The organism is Pantoea sp. X-Soil-ISGK-259, assembly GCF_059730705.1.
The window spans coordinates 1,771,981-1,788,650 of the sequence record NZ_AP035986.1 but is presented as its reverse complement, the minus strand read 5'-3'; the positions used below and the strand labels follow the sequence as shown (position 1 = coordinate 1,788,650).

Sequence of the window (16,670 nt, the reverse complement as noted above, 5' to 3'; positions counted from 1 at the left end):
ATAACGAGGCATAAATGTCAAACAGTCAGCGTTTTGAAATTACGGCGGGTTACAGCCATTTACTGGGGGCAAACTTTGATGGTCAGGGCGTGAACTTCGCCCTGTTCAGCGCCCACGCCGAGCGGGTTGAACTCTGTCTGTACGATCCCAGCGGCAAAACGGAAATTGCCCGTCTGGAACTGCCGGAATATACCCATGAAGTGTGGCACGGCTACATTCCGGGGCTGAAACCCGGCGCGCTCTATGGCTATCGCGTCTATGGCCCTTATGATCCGGAAAATGGTCATCGCTTTAACCCGAACAAGTTACTGCTCGACCCGTACGCGCGTGAACTGGCAGGTGATATCGCCTGGAACGAGGCACACTTCGCGTACGATCTCTACCACGACGATAAAGATCTGACGTTCGACACCCGCGACAGCGCACCGTTTACACCAAAGTGCCGGGTTATCGATCCTAATGAATTCGACTGGCACGATCAAAACCGCCCGAACGTGCCATGGCCGAAAACCGTCATCTATGAAACCCACGTCAAAGGCTTCACGCAGCTCAACACGGCACTGCCACCGGAGATGCGCGGCACCTTTGACGGCATGAGCCATAAATCGACCGTCAACTACATTAAAAGCCTGGGCATTACCTCGGTTGAACTGCTGCCAGTGCACTGGTTCCCGGATGATCAGCATCTGCTGGATAAAGGGCTGAAAAACTTCTGGGGTTACAACACGCTGGGCTTCTTTGCGCCCGCGACCCGCTATTTCGGGCCGCGCGGCATTCAGGGCTTCCGTGACATGGTGCGCGCCTTCCATGATGCCGGTATCGAAGTGATCCTCGACGTGGTCTACAACCACACCGCCGAGGGCAATGAGCTGGGCCCGACGCTGTCGTTTAAGGGCATCGATAACTTTTCCTATTACCGTACGATGCCAGACCAGCATCGTTACTACATCAACGACACCGGCACCGGCAATACCGTCAACACCTCACATCCGCGCGTGCTGCAGATGGTGCTCGACTCCCTGCGTTACTGGTCAGAGTCGATGCATATCGACGGTTTCCGTTTTGACCTCGGCACCATTCTCGGTCGTGAGCCCGATGGATTCGACCCGCGCGGCGGCTTCTTCGATGCCATCATGCAGGACCCAATCCTGTCGCAGAAAAAGCTGATTGGCGAACCCTGGGATATCGGTCCGGGCGGCTACCAGGTGGGCAGCTTCCCGCCTGGCTGGGCAGAATGGAACGATCAGTACCGCGATACCGTGCGTGATTACTGGAAAGGCAACAACGTCTCTACCGACTTTGCCGCCCGCCTGCTGGGGTCTGGCGACCTTTACGATCAGCACGGCCGTCGTCCGTGGGCCAGCGTCAATTTCATTACCGCACACGATGGCTTCACCCTCAACGATCTGGTGTCGTACAACGACAAACATAACGATGAGAATGGCGAAGATAATAACGACGGTCACAACGACAACCGCTCATACAACTACGGCGTTGAAGGCCCGACCGATGACGAAGGCATTAACGCGGTGCGTGAGCGTCAGAAACGTAACTTCCTTGCAACGCTGATCTTCTCTCACGGCACGCCGATGCTGCTGGCAGGCGACGAATTTGGCCGCAGCCAGATGGGCAACAACAACGGCTACTGTCAGGACAGCGAAATCTCCTGGGTACACTGGGATAACCTGCCAGAGTCTGCTGAGGCACTGCGCGAGTTTACTCGTCAGATCCTGACGCTGCGTGCTCAACAGCCGTTGCTGCGCCGCGAAAACTGGCGCGACGGTATGGATATCAAATGGTTTAACGCCGGTGGCGGCTTCCAGCAGTCTGAGCAGTGGGATGAAGGCTCAACGCTGGGGGTTTATATCGGCCGGCCGGATCTGCAGACCGAGGAAGGCATCTGGCATGACGTACTGATGCTGCTTAACCCGTTTGAAGGCAATGTGCCGTTCCGCATTCCGCAGTTCGGTGAAGGTGGCTGGGTGCTGGAGCTGACCACCAGCGACACCGCGAAGCGCGGTCTGGTGATCACCAAAGAGAAGGATTTCGAACTGGAAGGACGCAGTTTCGCCCTTTTCAGACGTCCCTAGCCGTTAACTCCGGTTAAAAAGCCGTCATCTGGCGCAGCGCATTTCGCGCTGCGCTTGTGTTTCTGCCAATGGGTGCCAGGCTTAACCGGTTGTTAATAGTAAGAATTGATGCTGATAAGGAGGCATGATGTCCAGATTTACGCAGAAAGTTGTGGTTGTGACAGGTGCCGGGTCCGGCATTGGCGAAGCCAGCGCGAAGCGCTTCGCTGAAGAAGGGGCATCAGTGGTGCTGGTGGGACGTACCGCACAGAAACTGGAAGAGACGCTGGCTGGGATGACACCGGGCGACCACCTGGTGGCAGCATGCGACGTCTCAGAAGCCGAACAGGTTAAGCAGTTGTCAGAAACCGTGCTGAAGAAATATGGCCGTGTTGACGTGCTGGTGAATAATGCAGGCGTTATCGTGCAGGGCCGCGTTCATGAAGTCGGACTCGACGCATGGAAAACCCTGATGAAAACCGACCTTGATGGCGTTTTCCATGGTGTGCACTATTTCATGCCTGCCCTGCTAAAAAGCAAAGGCAACGTGGTCAACATCTCTTCCGTTTCCGGCTTAGGCGGCGACTGGGGCATGAGCATTTATAATGCAGCCAAAGGGGCGATTACCAACTTCACCCGTGCGCTGGCTATGGACTACGGCGCAGATGGCGTAAGGGTCAATGCAATCTGTCCTGGCTTTACCTTAACCGATCTGACTGAAGATGCCAGTCAGGACCAGGAATTGATGGAGCGCTTTTACGATCGTATTCCGCTGCAGCGCGCCGGGAAAGCCGATGATATCGCCCATGCCATTCTGTTTATTGCCAGCGAAGAAGCCAGTTATATTACAGGTGTTAATTTGCCGGTCGATGGCGGAATTACCGCATCAAATGGTCAGCCTAAGCAGGCATAAATATCAGGGCAGCGTTATTACGCTGCCTGTATATTCTGAGCACCTGCCCTGATTAATTCGCTTTATTCTCTTTTTTATACAGCAAATTAATGTGAATACATTAATGTCTTGGCGTATGACGGGTTGGCGTTGCCGCACGCGCCGTTTTAATTGCCGTACTGCTACTGGTCGGGCAAATAAACGTGCTCAGGCAGGCATTACAGAGCATAGCATTTGCGTGATGAACTTTTGCCACGGCCAGCGCCTGCTGGCGGGTATAAAGTGAACCAATAAAAATGCGTTTGTCGTTCTTTGACAGATTAACGCAACCTTCTTTGTGTAAAATCCATCCACCCATGGGGCGCGGGCACAGATAATAATAGCTGGCTTTAAGCATGGTAGTCATCCTGATAGTTGCTGTATGTATCTTAAAAAACGAACCAAAATTCGTAAGAGGTTTTTGTTGTAATCTGAAGTGTTACTAAACTAACTGAGAATTATCCCTAAAACCACTTTATTGCGTAACTCAAACTGACTTTGAGAATATACCCTTTTTTGCCGTTTACATCGCTTCAGGCATTCGACGCACTGAAACATTCCCACCCGTTTTACACCCCCGATTGTATTTGTAATGCTAATGCATCAATAAATCAGCAAAACTTAAAATAATGCATTAAAAACAACAGTCTAATGATTAAACCGGCAAGCATTCCCTGTAAGTACCCTCCGTTATGATTAGAATCACAACTAACAAAATTAACCCCCGCCGGGGTAAGTATGAGTATTGATAAACAGAGACTGAAAAAGAAAAAAAGCAGCCTCCAGCGCCCCTTTAAGCGAAGCGCCAGTGTGCCCGCCGTCGGGGATTTATCAATACCGCCGTGTGCAAAGAATAGGAATGGGCTTGAAAAAGTAAAACGATCGGTTTACTTTTGAGTCATGAAAAAGAGAAACGATATCATTCAGGCTGCCGAGCGGCTCTTCTACACACATGGCTTTCACGCCACCAGCACCGATCAACTCTGTCGGGAAGCCGGCGTCTCTACGCGTACGTTTTATCATCATTTCGCTTCACGCGAAGCACTGACCTCTGCCGTGCTGAGTGCGCGCGAGCAGCGTTTTATGGCTGAACTGCTGCCACCGCAACAGCCAGAGGCGATAGAGCAGCTGTTTGTGGTGCTGGGCGACTGGACCAGGGCGAACGGTGCCCACGGCTGCTTCTTCCTGAAAGCCTGGGGGGAATACGCTGAGCGTGACAGTGAGCTGGCCGCTCAGGCACTGGCCTTCCGTGCCACAATGCGCCACTACATAACACAGTGTGTGACGCATCTGTACGGTGCTGAAGATCGGCAACTGAGTGATGCCATCTGGATACTCTTCGAAGGCGCGATTACTACGGCGCTGCTCACCGGTCCCGCCGCAGCCCGACAGGCGGCTCAGGTCGCCCGTCAGCTACTGCGTCAAAACGGCGTGACCGGATGAGATCGTCTACCGCCCTGGCACTCACCGGCTTCAGTCTGATCGCCGCGACTTATGGCATGGCCCGCTTCTCATGGGGATTGATGCTGCCCGCTATCTCGTCAGATATCCCGTTTACCCCACAGCAGGCGGGGCTGCTGTCGGCATGCAGCTTTGCGGCTTACTGCTTCACTATTCTCACTTCAGCCGCGCTGACAGATCGCTATGGCACACGCGTGACCGCGCTGCTGGCCTCACTCAGTGCAACGGCAGGTCTGCTTCTGCTCGCCAGTGCCTCGTCAGTACTGATGCTGGCGGCCGGACTGTTTATCGCCGGATTGAGTTCTGGTCTGGCTTCACCCGCACTGGCCGCGGCAGTCAGTCACAGAATTCCTGCAGCACGTCAGCCGCGCATAAATACGCTGATTAATGCAGGTACCAGCGCGGGCATTATCCTGACGGTAGTGATCCTGAGCATGCTGCCAGGCGGCTGGCGCGCGGCCTGCCTGCTGTTTGCCCTGCTATCACTGTTCTGTGTGCAGCCGGTAATACGCGTGTTAAAGGATCAAGCGGCGGAACGTACCTCCAGAGTGCGTCACTGGCAGCAGCGATTGTATCGCCGCGCTATGCGTCAGCTGATGGGTATCGCGCTGACGTCGGGCCTGGTCAGTGCAGCCTGGTGGAGCTTTGGGTCGGCGCTTCTGCGTCAGCATGTCGGTGTTGATGCAGATACCGCCCGCTTACTCTGGCTGATTGCGGGAAGTGCAGGCATTGTGGGTGCGGCAACCGGCCTGGTCGCTGCCCGTATAGGGCTAAATGGCGTTTACCGGCTGTCATTGTGTGGTATGGCACTGCCGCTGCTGGTGCTGGCCCTGAGTCATGGTGAATCTATCGGCTTAGGTATCGCGGTTGCCTGTTGCGGCGCAGGTTACGTTACCCTGTCGGGCGTGCTGTTGGTCTGGGGCGCTCGCGCCACCGCCGAAGACCCGGCGACTGGCGTCGGCATCCTGTTTTTTATGCTGGCGGTAGGTCAGGTTGTGGGATCGCTGCTGTTTGGCCAGCTCTACGCCTGCTGGGGTGCCACTACGGCCTTAACGCTCTTTGCGATCGTTGCTCTGCTGTTGCTGTTTGTTTTACCGGCAGAGAACAGCGGTGAGGCGGTTAAATAAACAGGCGGAGATGAAAGAAATAAAATCGCCGGCAAACGTAATTAATAGTCGCTAACGTGCCATGCCAGACAGCCCGAAAATAGGTATCCGGAGAATGAGGCGTAATAATTTTACGTGGCGGACTCTATCGCGTGATAACAATCACCCGCGCGAATCAGATAGCGCGGATATTTTTAATGCGAGGATTAATTTGCTGCTGGAGTAAATCGTCTTCAGGACCCAGGTAATAAGGCACAGCGCACTGCTTACCGTCTTTAGTGAAAATAATCTGATTGTCGTGCAGAAATAGCGCCGTGAAATGGCCCAGCACCACGCCATTTAATTCAAAGCAGTGATTTCTGGCTGCATGCAGCCCCTGCTTACTATTCAGAAAATCCACAAATCGCATCACGCCACGCCTCCAGATAAATAATCGCCCCTGCCCTGATTGCAAAGATAATAACGTTAACTCTGGCCCGGATCATCTGACGAACACCGTTTTCAGAATAGGCTTAACCGCCATTGAGTCGTGGCACTAAATCCACCTGTTTTATTTAACTATACCTGCCAGGACTTTTCCTGGAGAACGGCGCTATAAAAAATCATTGAAAGGCGAAATATTTATATTGCGACCTCTTACCTCTCGCTATACCGTTGTTTTTTCACCAGGTGCAGATTTTTGGGGTAAAACCAGATAATGGAAATTTTTGAGGCTGATGAGCGCCACATCACAGCGATTCAGCAAATCTACGCCTGGCATGTCATTAACGGAACCGGCTCCTTTGAGACCGTGCCGCCCGACGCTGACGCGATTGGCGAGCGGATAGGTAAAGTTCAGCAGGCGGGCCTGCCGTGGTTCGTCGCTGTCAGTGAAGGTGACGTCCGTGGATTTTGCTATCTGGCCCCCTATCGTCCACGGCATGCCTACAGGCATACGCTGGAAGACTCTATTTATATCGATCCCGGATTTCAAAAGCGTGGAGCCGGTTCACATCTGTTAGCACATGCCATCAGGTGGGCTGAGCAGGCAGGATATCGCCAGTTGATCGCTAACATTGGTGACAGCGAGAATCAGGGTTCGATTGCCCTGCATCGCGCCGCGGGCTTTGAAATGACCGGCATTCTGCGATCGGTGGGTTTTAAACAGGGCCGCTGGCTGGATACCGTTTTTATGCAGCGTACTCTGGGACTGGGCGATTCAGCGTTACCGAGTAAAGACTAAATATTGCGCTGGCGAGAAAGGCACACGGCCCCACGTTCTCCCGTAGAGAACCTTCTGGTAAAGTGTGTTAACAAAAATTAAAAATTCCGGAAAACTTTATGTTGTCGACAATCATTTATCGCAGCCACATTACAGAGAATGTGCCGCTGAAAACCCTGAATGATCTGGCGTTAAAAGCGAATAAAATCAATAAATCATCCAATGTCACCGGAATTTTGCTGTTCAATGGCACGCACTTTTTCCAACTGCTCGAAGGTCCAGAGGCGGCGGTTAAGGCGGTCTACAGCCGGATTTGCCAGGACCCGCGCCATCATAATCTGGTCGAACTGCTGCGTGACTACGCCCCAGCGCGTCGTTTTGGTCACGTCGGAATGGAGCTGTTCGATCTGCGGCTGCATGATAAAGAGACGGTGCTGGAAGCGGTGCTGGCAAAATGCACCACGAAATATCAGCTGACCTACGCTGATCGTGCCCTGCAGTTCCTGCGAACTTTTGTCGAAGCGCGGGAAAAAGAGAACTATTTTGAAATTCCAGCCGCCAGCGGCTGGACGTTTATCCGTAACGAATCAGAACAGCGCGAAGGCGACGCGGCACTGTTGGCTGAGAATGCCGTCAGCTTTGCTTTTCAGCCTATCGTCGATCCTTTTGCCTGCGAAATTGTCTCGCTGGAGGCCCTGCTGCGTGGCCCACAGGGTGAATCCCCGCTGGCCTATTTTTCCCGATTGTCTCGGGAGCAGCTCTATCAGGTTGATCTGACCTCTAAAAAGGTCGCGTTTGCCCAGGCAAAGCAGTTGGGGATCGAGGGGATGACCTTGTCGATCAATCTGCTGCCGATGACTCTGGTGGAAATGCCCGACGCGGTGCCGTTTTTGCTGGCTGAGATTGCTGCCCAGGGGCTGGTACCGGAGCAGATTATGGTGGAATTCACCGAGAATGAAATCATCTCGCAACCTGAGGCATTTGAAGCCGCTATCAGGCAGCTGAAAGCCGCCGGCATCAGCCTGGCGCTGGATGATTTTGGTGCCGGCTTTGCCGGGCTTTCGCTGCTGACCCGCATTCAGCCCGACAAGATTAAGATTGATCGTGCCATCATTTCGGATGTGCATAAAAGCGGGCCCAAGCAGGCGATCATTCATGCCATTCTGAAATGCTGCTCCTCGCTGGAGATCGGCGTTATCGCCGAGGGCATTGAAAAGCCAGAAGAGTGGATGTGGCTTGAAGCGGCAGGCGTGACTCAGTTCCAGGGTTTCCTGTTCTCACAACCGCAACTTAATGGCCTTGCAGCCGTCGCCTGGCCCGAGCTGGTTTAATTCCACTACGATTTGGATGAATTTTCAATCCCCTGCCTTGCTGGATTTCCCGGCGGCTGCTAAATAATTAACAGCGCCGGGGGATCATCTTTCTGTCATCTTCCCGCGTCACAGTCAGACCTTACCCAGTCAGTGATTAAATGTTTAGCAGTCAGATGTTCAGTGTTTAGGCCAGCGCTACGCGCCATGCGTGCGACGTGACTCCAGGGACAGCATTTGAGGAACTGAATGAAGCAAATCATCCGCGGTGATAAAGAGCCCTCCCATATCCTGGCAGCGACCCGTGCGCTTGAAGCGCACTACTCACGCTACGGAGAAGGTAATAAGTACCATCCCATTATCTATTCTATCGCCTACCGCAGCCGGTTTTACCAGGTTGAGGTGATTACCCGACGCGAAACCATGGTTGCTACGGTCATTACCGGAGTCCGCAATCTGACGCACCTCTCCGGCGCCGCCTGACGGCCGCTTGTCATAGCGCGGGGGCAAAGTGCCCCCGCCATCCCCGCTTAACGGCGATAGAGAGAATTGGCCGGATAGATTGCGCCAATCACACTCTTTTCCCGTGCGCCCGTTACCGCAGGCAGATTGCCCGGCAGGCCGGAGAGTGTGCGAAACGCCAGCCACGCAAATGCCAGCGCTTCCATGTCATCGCCACTGATTCCCGCCGCATCAGTAGGGGTGACTTCCGTTCCAGGAAGATGCGCCGCCAGGCGCGCCATCAGCTGGGGATTACGACTCCCGCCGCCACACACCAGCAGACGGTCGCAGCCATCATTGAGTAACACCTGCTGCGTGATAGTGATGGCGCTCAGCTCAACCAGTGTGGCCTGCACATCCTGTGGGGCCAGCCCCGGGAAATAGCGCAGATGCTGTTCAAGCCAGCCAAGATTGAAGTGTTCGCGCCCGGTGCTTTTCGGCGGCGGCAACGCAAACCATGGCTCACGCAACAGCGCCTCCAGCAGTGGCTGAATCACGGTTCCGCTGCGCGCCCACTGTGCATCTTTGTCATACGGCTGCCCCTGATTGCGCCAGATCCAGGCATCCAGCAGCATATTCCCAGGGCCGGTATCAAAGCCGCGCACTGGCTGACCCGGGATGAGCAGCGAGAGATTGGCAATGCCACCAATATTCAGCACCATGCGGCGTTCAGTGGCATCCATCAGCAGCGCCTGATGAAAGGCAGGCACCAGCGGCGCACCCTGCCCACCCAGCGCCATGTCACGGCGGCGGAAGTCACCCACCACCGTCACGCCGGTCGCCGCGACAATCTGATTATTGTCACCTATCTGCAGCGTATTAGGTGCGTCACTCTGGGGCTCATGCCAGACGGTCTGACCATGACAGCCAATCGCCGTGATGTCACTGGCCTCCAGCGCTTCACGCTTCATCAATGTCACCACGGCTTCAGCAAAGAGCTGGCCGAGGCGGGTATCAAGCTGGCCAAGCTGCGACAGCGTCAGAGTTTGCCCCTGACACACTCCCAGAATCGCCTGACGCAGCGCGGCTGGCATCGGATGGCAGTAGCTTGCCTGCTGTGCCACCATATTTTCATCAATGGCAGCCAGCACCACATCCACCCCATCCAGGCTGGTGCCTGACATCACACCGATATAGCGTCCTGATTTCATAGCTATTCCTTACTTCCGGCAGGAAGTGCAATTCGTCTGCGGCTAGCCTGACAAATAATGATCGCTAATTCTATGATTAAATTGTTTTTATCCAATCGTGCTCACTGATAACGTTATGGGACTATTTTTAGACCACGATTGAATTATTGTTAATCCTGCATAGTCTATGCTTCGTTCAACCGTGTTTTATTCGGACAGGGATTAATTTGCCAGGTTTGTGTCTTATACTGTGTGCAGGATACAGCGGTAAACGTGGCGCCTTCTCGACTAAAGGAGTTTCAAATGATTAAGCGTGTAATTGTGGTCGCTCTGACCGGTGCTATGCTCGCAGGTTGTAGCAATACCAGTACGCTGTCGGGTGATACCTACAGTGCCAGTGAAGCAAAGCAAATCCAGAGCGTTTCGTACGGTACCTTAGTCTCCGTTCGTCCTGTGAAGATCCAGGGCGGCGATGAGAGCAACGTCATCGGTGCCATTGGTGGTGCGGTGTTAGGTGGCTTCCTGGGTAATACCATTGGTGGCGGCACCGGACGTAGCCTGGCGACAGCCGGTGGTGCCGTTCTGGGTGGCGTTGCGGGTCAGGGCGTTCAGGGCGCAGTGAATAAAACGGATGGCGTAGAGCTGGAAATCCGTAAGGATGATGGCAACACCATCATGGTGGTTCAGAAGCAGGCCGCCTCGCGCTATTCTGTTGGCCAGCGTGTTGCAATGGCATCCAACGGCAGCCAGGTGACGGTTTCACCTCGCTGATGTTGTGAAACAAAAAACCGACGCCTGTGCGTCGGTTTTTTTATTTCTCTTTGTTCTGAAGTTCGAGAATATTTTTCTCAAGCCGGGCGATCAGCGTCACCATCTGACGGATCTCTTCCTGGCTGATGCCGGAAAGAATGTCATCCCGCGTCTCATCAATTACCGTCTCAACCTGTTCGATAATTGGCTCAGCCTGCTGCGTCAGCTTAATTCGCTTGGCACGACGATCGTTAGCGCAGGTCGAACGGGTTATAAGTCCTTTCTCTTCCAGCTGATCCAGCGTGCGCACCAGCGAAGGTTGTTCAATCCCAATTGCTTTGGCTAACTGAATCTGCGACTGTTCTGGCGGCAGTTGATGAATATTGTGCAACGTCACCCAGTGTGTCTGAGTCAGCTCAAGCGGTTTCAGCCGCTGATCAATCAACGCGCGCCAGATGCGCACCAGGCGAGATAAATCCGTTCCGAGGGGCGTATCCATTTCATCTCCTTATAATTAGCTTGCTAGCTATCAAGCCAGATTTTACACTATTCTGCGAGTTTACAGGACAAATTACAAATCCCGGGCCAGGCCACGATAACGCGGCAGCGCATCCCGTCTGCTGTTTGGGTTAACGAAGGATGTTATCACGTGCTCACTCCTGCTTTTTCAGGTGAGAACCCGCTGACCGATCTGGTGGTTGGCGCCTCACTCTTTTTCCCGCCGATGTTCAAGGCGGTGATCCTCGGTTTCTTTTTCTGGCTGCTGATTCACCCGCTGGTGCGCGGCTGGATCTACTCCGGTGATATCTGGCATCCCACCCTGTTTGATCTCTCGCTGTTTGTGCTGTGCGTCACCGCCGCTCTCTGGCTCATCGGTCATGGATAATCGATATGAAATTTAACGCGGTAAAATATTTTTCAACGCTCATTGTCTTTGCACTGGCGTTACTGGCCGGCGGCTGGCTGTGGAACTACTACATGCAGTCGCCCTGGACCCGTGACGGGAAAGTGCGGGCAGAGCTGGTGGATATCACGCCTCAGGTCTCGGGCCGGGTTACGGAACTGAAGGTCAAAGACAATCAATTTGTGCACAAGGGCGAGCTGCTGGTCACGCTGGACACGGTGCCGTGGCAGATTGCGCTCGACAACGCCGCCGCTCAGCTCAGCAAAGCGCAAGCGGACCTGGCGAAAGCGCAGCACGAGTTTAACCGGCGCAGCAGCTTGCCGCGCAACATCATCTCTGCCGAGGATCTCGATGCGGCACGCTTAAGCGCCGGAGCTGCGGCTGCCAGCACTAAAGCCGCGCAGGCGGAGTGGGAACGGGCGCGCTGGAATCTGCAACAGACAACGCTGACCGCACCGGCGGATGGCTGGATCACTAATCTCACGCTTCGGCCCGGCAGCTATGCCACTGCGGGTTCGCCTCTGTTTGCCCTGGTCGACAGCCACTCTTACTACGTCATGGGCTATTTCGAAGAGACCAAGCTGCGCCATATTCATCCAGGCGCAACGGCACAGGTGGTGCTCTACAGCAGTAGCATGCGGCTGCAGGGCAAGGTAGACAGCATTGGCCGCGCCATCTATGACCAGAGCATTGAGACTGACAGCGGCCTGGTGCCCGATATCAAGCCAAACGTGCCCTGGGTGCGGCTGGCGCAGCGGGTACCGGTACGCATTCGTCTCGATTCGCTTCCGGCCAATGCTGATCTGGTGGCCGGCACCAGCTGCACCATCACCATCCAGCCATGAATGTTCAGTGGCTGGCCTGGGATCAACTGCCCTGGATTAAAGCGAACAGAGGCCAGTGGCGCTATGCGTTACGTAACGCGATCGCCATGTGTCTGGCACTGAGCATCGCCTATGGACTGGATCTCGATGAACCCTACTGGGCGATGACCTCTGCCGCCGTGATCAGCTTTCCCACCGTTGGCGGCGCGATCAGCAAAAGTCTTGGCCGCATTGTCGGCAGCCTGCTGGGGGCCACCGCCGCACTGCTGATCGCCGGCCACACCCTGAACGAGCCCTGGCTGTTTACCTTTGCCATTGCCGGCTGGCTGGCGCTCTGCACCGGCATTTCGAACCACTACCAGAACAACGTCGCTTACGCGTTTTCACTGGCGGGTTACACCGCTGCCATCATCGCTTTCAGCAGCGTGAATATCACCGATATCACCACGCTGTGGACGATTGCGCAGGCACGCGTCTGCGAGGTGATCTCCGGCATTCTCTGCGCCGGATTGATGATGATGGTGCTGCCGAGTACCTCGGATGGCGAGGCGCTGATTACCTCACTGAAGCAGATGCATGCCCGTTTGCTGGAGCATGCGGTGTTACTGCTGCAGCCCTCGGCCAGTGATACCATTCGTGTCGCGCATGAAAACGTCATCAGCCAGATCCTGACCATGAATCTGCTGCGGATTCAGGCGTTCTGGAGCCACTACCGCTTTCGCCGACAGAACAACGTCCTGAACTATGTGCTGCATCAGCAGCTGCGACTCACCAGCGTGCTTTCGAGCCTGCGGCGCATGTTGCTGAACTGGCCCGATGCGCCAGAGCCGCTGTTTGAAGCCTTGCAGCGCCTGCTGGCTGAGCTGGCGAAACCGGCGTGTGATAAATATCGTCTTGCGCAAATCCTGCGCAGCGTGACGCCTGGCGCAGACGGCGACTACCGGCAGCGCGCGTTTTGTCAGCGGCTGCGCTACTTCTGCTGGATGTACCTCAACGTACTGCGCTGGATTCGTCTGCTGGATCGTGCCGATGCCGATACCCGCTTTCAACCCCCGCCGGTTCCGGCGCTGGCGCGCGACAGTGACAGTGCCGAAGCGGGCTGGAGCGCCCTGCGCACCTTCTGCGTGATCGTGCTGGGCTGCGCCTTCTGGATCAATACACAATGGTCTTCCGGCGCTTCCGCGCTCACCCTGACCGCTATTGCCTGCGTGCTTTACGCCTCCGTGCCCTCACCCGGCGGCAGCGTCACGTTGCTGCTGAAAACCCTGCTGTGGCTGTTTGCGTTCAGTTTTGTGATGAAGTTTGGCCTGATGGTGCAGATCAGTCAGCTGTGGCCGTTTTTACTGTTTCTCTTTCCGCTGCTGGTGACGTTACAACTCTTCAAGCTGCAGCAGAAACAGCGCGCCGGGATGTGGGGACAGTTCATCGTCTTTATGGGCTCGTTTATCGCAGTGACAAACCCACCGACCTGGGATTATCAGGACTTTTTCAACGATAACATTGCCAAAGTCTGCGGGGTGCTGCTCGCCTGGCTGGCGTTCCAGATTCTGCGGCCCAGCTCTGATGCGCGGCGCAGCCGACGCCATATCCGCGCGCTGCGGCTGGCATTTCTCGATCAGCTGCGGCAGCGGCCCCGACTCAGTGAGAGTCGCTTCGAATCGCAGATTTACCACCGCATCAGCCAGCTCAGCCATAGCCGGGATGAGCAGGCGCGCACCTGGCTACTTCGCTGGGGCGTAGTGCTACTCAACTGCTCACATATTGTCTGGCAACTGCGTGAATGGCGCGCCGGTTCGGCGGCCCTGACAGGGTTTCGTGATAGCAGTCTGCACAATCTGCAGCAGATCATCAGCAGCCGTGGCGTGCGCCACACCTCGCTGGATCAGATGCTAAGGGAACTGGAGGAGAGTATCACCGCATTACTGGCGCTGGAAAACAACGAAGCCAGCGAACTGGCTGGCATTATCTGGCGTCTGCGCTGTTCGCTCGCACAACTGAAACAGGCGGTGCCGGCGTGATTACTGGCAATATTGCTGTTGCTGCCGGTTAAAATCTTCCTGCAACTGCTGCAGCGTTTTATGACCTTCAAAGCGGGTTTTATCCATCTCGGTCATCGGTTCAATGACCAGCGCTTTCTCGTCGGGTGAAAAGATGAACCGGCGTGTCAGTTCAGTGCCGGTAAAACTTTGACCGTGGATGCCACCACACACCATCGTCATGGTGCGACGATAGATGGTGGTATCCGTGAAATTGGTTTCGGTTGCGCTACGAAAAACCTGATCACAACCCTGTGCCTCCAGCTTACGCACCCTGCTGCGACTCAGCCATTCACGACCCTGAGCAATCTTTTCACAGGTGGCACGCATCGGGCTGGTATCAATGGTGCGCTGAAGTTCCCGACCGGTTTCGGTCACCAGCTGCGTATCATTGGGTTTATCGCATCCCACCAGCAGCAGACATAGCAGTAATGCGCCCTTGAATTTCATTATCCTGCTCCTTTCCCCATCACGCTTTCTTACCTGAATCAACATCATAGGGGGGAAATGTCAGGGATGGTACAACATTTCATAAACAGTCAGGAGAAAATCGGGCGGCCATTATCTGCCGCCCTGACACTCAGATTACACCGCAGGCATAACGCGCCCCGCCGCCGCCCAGCGGTTTAGGATGATCGGCGTGGTTATCCCCGCCAGCATGCACCATCAGCGCTTTTCCTTTGATCTCGTTTAAGGATTTCAGACGAGGTGCCAGCACCGGATAGGTTGCATTGCCTTTGTCATCGACATAAATCGCAGGCAAATCCCCGAGATGTCCCTCAGCGTAAGGCCCCAGATGTTTGCCACTGTTGGCAGGATCAAGGTGACCGCCCGCAGCACCGGCGGCGACCACTTTGCCTTCAGACTCGCCCGGCTCACAGCTGCCTTTAGCATGGACATGGAAACCATGAATGCCTGGCTGAAGGCCTTTCAGATCGGGCGTGAACTGCAGACCATACTGTGTCTCGTCAATTTTTACCGTGCCAACCGATTTTCCGATGCCTTCAGCGGTAACCTGATGGACCGTAACCTGCTCGCTGGCAGCCTGTGCTGCACCGCAGGCGATCAGGGCGAATAGCGCAACAGCTTTCATTTTCATGATGACTCCTTTTTCATCCCAGGGATTGAGGTAAGTCTGGTCGCTGTTGCGCTATTTTGCTGAAGATTGACGCACTTTTACGCTTCAGGGCACATCAAAACCCAGCGCCGCCTTACGAATGCGGAACCACTGCTGACGTGTCAGCATGACATTCAGTGCACCAGCGGCTTCGCTGACCCGGGATGTTTTACCTGAACCGATAATGGGCAGTGGGCGCGACGGCAGCATCAGTATCCAGGCATAAACGACCTGATCCAGGCTGGTGGCGCCGGTTTCCTGCCGCACAGCTTCCAGTTCGTTACGCAGTGGCTGATAGTGCGGATCGTTAAACAGGCGGCCTCCTCCCAGACAGGACCAGGCCATCGGACGAATGCGCAGTTGCTGGCATTGATCCAGCGATCCATCCAGCAGCACGCTTTGCTGAACCGGTGAAATCTCCAGCTGATTGGTGACCAGCGAGAACGGCAGGCGGGATTGCAGCAGGGAGAACTGAGAGGGTGTGAAGTTTGAGACGCCAAAATGCAGAACCTTGCCGCTCTGATGCAATGCCATAAAGGCTTCAGCCACGTCGTCAGCCGCCATCAGCGGATCGGGGCGATGGATCAGGAGCAAATCAAGGCGATCGGTGTGGAGATGGCGCAGCGAGTTTTCAGCGCTCTGCAGGATATGGTTTTTATCGGTGATGTAGTGGCCAATCTGATGCTCAGGCCGGGCGCGGGTAGCAATACCGCATTTGGTCACAATCTGCAGCTGGTCGCGCAGTCCGGGTGCCAGTTTCAGCGCCTCGCCAAATGCCGCTTCACACTGGTAGTCACCGTAGATGTCGGCATGGTCAACGGTGGTAATGCCAAGCCGCAGATGGTGCTCAATAAACGCGACGCGCTCCTGAGGTGACATGCCCCACTCCATCAGGCGCCAGTACCCCATAACCAGCGGTGAAAATTCTGGCCCCTGTGAAGCGATGGCTTGCGGTTCTAACATGACGTTCTCCCTGTTGCGCGTGGGCTGTAATTAATGTGTCAGAGAGTATAACGGAAAGCGCAAAGTCGTCAGAATAACTCTGGCTGTTGTGGCTCGGGTGGCTCGTCGCCTTTCTGTTGACGCTGCAGACGCTGTCGACGCTGCTGACAAAGGCGTATCACCTCACGCTTTTGCGCATCACTAAAGCGCAGCCAGTTGAACCGCTCATCGCGGCTGCGTAAACATCCCAGGCAGTAACCGCGTGCATCCGTCTGGCAGATGCCGCGACAGGGGCTGGGAACCGGAAAAAACTCAAGCTGCTCGGCCACCACGACTCCAGATTCATTAAATAAAAAGCAAAATCAGTCCACTCAAAAGCGTAGCCTGG

General features: G+C 55.0%; 19 protein-coding genes. 11 read left to right on the top strand and 8 right to left on the bottom strand.

Features of this window, described 5'->3' with window-relative positions; all coding sequences use genetic code 11:
* Positions 1 to 14: 14 nt before the first annotated feature.
* Both glgX and budC read left to right on the top strand, forming a co-directional pair.
* A complete protein-coding gene (gene glgX, locus AC6I77_RS08340) occupies positions 15 to 2,090 on the top strand; it encodes a glycogen debranching protein GlgX (protein ID WP_003850253.1) in 2,076 nt (691 codons plus the stop codon).
* A gap of 127 nt (positions 2,091 to 2,217) precedes the next feature.
* On the top strand, positions 2,218 to 2,982 hold the full coding sequence (budC, locus tag AC6I77_RS08335; RefSeq protein WP_003850255.1) for a meso-2,3-butanediol dehydrogenase: 765 nt from the start codon (positions 2,218 to 2,220) through the stop codon (positions 2,980 to 2,982).
* Positions 2,983 to 3,082: 100 nt separating this feature from the next.
* Here the strand turns inward: budC and AC6I77_RS08330 are convergent, their stop codons facing one another.
* The gene (locus tag AC6I77_RS08330) at positions 3,083 to 3,358 is read right to left on the bottom strand and encodes a hypothetical protein (protein ID WP_003850257.1); all 276 of its coding nucleotides are present in this window, start codon (positions 3,356 to 3,358) and stop codon (positions 3,083 to 3,085) included.
* 542 nt (positions 3,359 to 3,900) lie between these two features.
* Between AC6I77_RS08330 and AC6I77_RS08325 the strand changes: the two genes are divergently transcribed.
* The gene (locus AC6I77_RS08325; RefSeq protein ID WP_003850258.1) at positions 3,901 to 4,443 is read left to right on the top strand and encodes a TetR/AcrR family transcriptional regulator; all 543 of its coding nucleotides are present in this window, start codon (positions 3,901 to 3,903) and stop codon (positions 4,441 to 4,443) included.
* Positions 4,440 to 5,588, top strand: a complete 1,149-nt coding sequence (locus tag AC6I77_RS08320; protein ID WP_497816814.1) for an MFS transporter — start codon at positions 4,440 to 4,442, stop codon at positions 5,586 to 5,588. The genes AC6I77_RS08325 and AC6I77_RS08320 overlap by 4 nt, the downstream gene beginning before the upstream one ends.
* A 154-nt stretch (positions 5,589 to 5,742) precedes the next feature.
* On the opposite strand, the gene AC6I77_RS08315 is transcribed toward AC6I77_RS08320, so the two are convergent.
* Positions 5,743 to 5,976, bottom strand: a complete 234-nt coding sequence (locus tag AC6I77_RS08315) for a hypothetical protein (protein WP_003850261.1) — start codon at positions 5,974 to 5,976, stop codon at positions 5,743 to 5,745.
* Between the two features lie 288 nt (positions 5,977 to 6,264).
* Between AC6I77_RS08315 and AC6I77_RS08310 the strand changes: the two genes are divergently transcribed.
* The 3 genes from AC6I77_RS08310 (at position 6,265) to AC6I77_RS08300 (ending at position 8,561) form a co-directional block, all read left to right on the top strand.
* Positions 6,265 to 6,789, top strand: a complete 525-nt coding sequence (locus tag AC6I77_RS08310; RefSeq protein WP_003850262.1) for a GNAT family N-acetyltransferase — start codon at positions 6,265 to 6,267, stop codon at positions 6,787 to 6,789.
* Between the two features lie 98 nt (positions 6,790 to 6,887).
* Entirely contained in the window at positions 6,888 to 8,099 is a 1,212-nt protein-coding gene (locus AC6I77_RS08305; RefSeq protein WP_003850263.1) for a diguanylate phosphodiesterase, read from the top strand.
* Positions 8,100 to 8,327: 228 nt separating this feature from the next.
* Entirely contained in the window at positions 8,328 to 8,561 is a 234-nt protein-coding gene (locus AC6I77_RS08300; protein WP_003850264.1) for a DUF4060 family protein, read from the top strand.
* A 47-nt stretch (positions 8,562 to 8,608) separates the two neighbouring features.
* Here the strand turns inward: AC6I77_RS08300 and anmK are convergent, their stop codons facing one another.
* The gene (gene anmK / locus AC6I77_RS08295; protein WP_003850265.1) at positions 8,609 to 9,730 is read right to left on the bottom strand and encodes an anhydro-N-acetylmuramic acid kinase; all 1,122 of its coding nucleotides are present in this window, start codon (positions 9,728 to 9,730) and stop codon (positions 8,609 to 8,611) included.
* A 282-nt stretch (positions 9,731 to 10,012) separates the two neighbouring features.
* On the opposite strand from anmK, the gene slyB reads away from it, so the two are divergent.
* Positions 10,013 to 10,480, top strand: a complete 468-nt coding sequence (slyB, locus tag AC6I77_RS08290) for an outer membrane lipoprotein SlyB (protein WP_003850267.1) — start codon at positions 10,013 to 10,015, stop codon at positions 10,478 to 10,480.
* Between the two features lie 40 nt (positions 10,481 to 10,520).
* Here the strand turns inward: slyB and slyA are convergent, their stop codons facing one another.
* On the bottom strand, positions 10,521 to 10,958 hold the full coding sequence (slyA, locus tag AC6I77_RS08285) for a transcriptional regulator SlyA (protein WP_003850268.1): 438 nt from the start codon (positions 10,956 to 10,958) through the stop codon (positions 10,521 to 10,523).
* 150 nt (positions 10,959 to 11,108) lie between these two features.
* On the opposite strand from slyA, the gene AC6I77_RS08280 reads away from it, so the two are divergent.
* The 3 genes from AC6I77_RS08280 to AC6I77_RS08270 are packed head-to-tail and all read left to right on the top strand — an operon-like array spanning position 11,109 to position 14,205.
* The gene (locus AC6I77_RS08280; protein ID WP_003850269.1) at positions 11,109 to 11,345 is read left to right on the top strand and encodes a DUF1656 domain-containing protein; all 237 of its coding nucleotides are present in this window, start codon (positions 11,109 to 11,111) and stop codon (positions 11,343 to 11,345) included.
* Positions 11,346 to 11,350: 5 nt separating this feature from the next.
* A complete protein-coding gene (locus tag AC6I77_RS08275; protein WP_003850270.1) occupies positions 11,351 to 12,208 on the top strand; it encodes an efflux RND transporter periplasmic adaptor subunit in 858 nt (285 codons plus the stop codon).
* Positions 12,205 to 14,205 (top strand): FUSC family protein, encoded by a 2,001-nt coding sequence (locus tag AC6I77_RS08270; protein WP_039660341.1) that lies wholly within the window; start codon positions 12,205 to 12,207, stop codon positions 14,203 to 14,205. Before AC6I77_RS08275 ends, AC6I77_RS08270 begins: the two co-directional genes overlap by 4 nt.
* Here AC6I77_RS08270 and AC6I77_RS08265 read toward each other — a convergent pair whose 3' ends face one another.
* The 4 genes from AC6I77_RS08265 to AC6I77_RS08250 form a co-directional block, all read right to left on the bottom strand.
* Complete coding sequence (locus AC6I77_RS08265) at positions 14,206 to 14,673, bottom strand: hypothetical protein (RefSeq protein WP_003850272.1); 468 nt, start codon at positions 14,671 to 14,673, stop codon at positions 14,206 to 14,208.
* A gap of 130 nt (positions 14,674 to 14,803) precedes the next feature.
* The gene (gene sodC, locus AC6I77_RS08260) at positions 14,804 to 15,322 is read right to left on the bottom strand and encodes a superoxide dismutase family protein (protein WP_003850273.1); all 519 of its coding nucleotides are present in this window, start codon (positions 15,320 to 15,322) and stop codon (positions 14,804 to 14,806) included.
* 84 nt (positions 15,323 to 15,406) lie between these two features.
* Positions 15,407 to 16,303: an aldo/keto reductase gene (locus tag AC6I77_RS08255; RefSeq protein ID WP_003850274.1), complete on the bottom strand. Its 897-nt coding sequence runs from the start codon at positions 16,301 to 16,303 to the stop codon at positions 15,407 to 15,409.
* Between the two features lie 68 nt (positions 16,304 to 16,371).
* Complete coding sequence (locus AC6I77_RS08250) at positions 16,372 to 16,611, bottom strand: DUF1289 domain-containing protein (RefSeq protein ID WP_003850275.1); 240 nt, start codon at positions 16,609 to 16,611, stop codon at positions 16,372 to 16,374.
* Positions 16,612 to 16,670 lie beyond the last annotated feature (59 nt).